At 59.3% G+C, this 685-nt stretch carries 1 protein-coding gene; it reads right to left on the reverse strand.

What is annotated here, in order from left to right; all coding sequences use genetic code 11:
• Positions 1–273: 273 nt before the first annotated feature.
• A partial coding sequence (locus ACGRVM_RS16390; RefSeq protein WP_394624077.1) for an NAD(P)H-dependent oxidoreductase occupies positions 274–685 on the reverse strand: 412 nt, incomplete at its 5' end.

Here is a 685-nt window from a genome sequence, read left to right on the forward strand (position 1 = left end):
ATCCTCCGATCCACCACGCCCTTCCACATCGACAACCCGACGTTGACAAGGCATCATATCATATGATGCTGCGTTGCATCCGAGGTCGGCTTTGAGCCCAAAGTGACGGATGCTGGGCTTCGCACCAATGACCGTTTTGCGCAGGGAGCGGAATTTGCAAAGTCAGGGCCATTTCCCGACAGCAGACCTTCGTGTACACTTCGGCGAACGGCGGTGGAGAGCCCTTTTTGACAGCCTTAGCCTCACCGAAACAGATATACGTCAGACCGCCGATCAGATCGCCTTCTGGTTCACGCGCTTCGACAGCTCGGCCGCGCTCTCCTTCCGCTCGCTGTAGCGGTCCAGTAGGCAGGCCTTGTTGTCACGGGTGAGGATGGTGAACTTCATCAGCTCTTCCATGACATCGACCATGCGATCGTAGAACGGCGACGGCTTCATCCGGCCCGTGTCATCGAATTCCAGAAATGCCTTGGGCGTGGACGACTGGTTCGGGATGGTCAGCAAACGCATCCATCGGCCGAGGATGCGCAACTGGTTCACAGCGTTGAAGCTCTGCGAGCCGCCGCTGACCTGCATGACGGCCAGCGTCTTGCCTTGGGTCGGCCTCGCACCGCCGAGGGACAGCGGTATCCAGTCGATCTGGGTCTTCATGATCCCGGTCATCGCGCCGTGCCGCTCTGGCGAA

It is taken from the genome of Roseovarius aquimarinus, assembly GCF_043661195.1.
Taxonomy (GTDB): domain Bacteria; phylum Pseudomonadota; class Alphaproteobacteria; order Rhodobacterales; family Rhodobacteraceae; genus Roseovarius; species Roseovarius aquimarinus.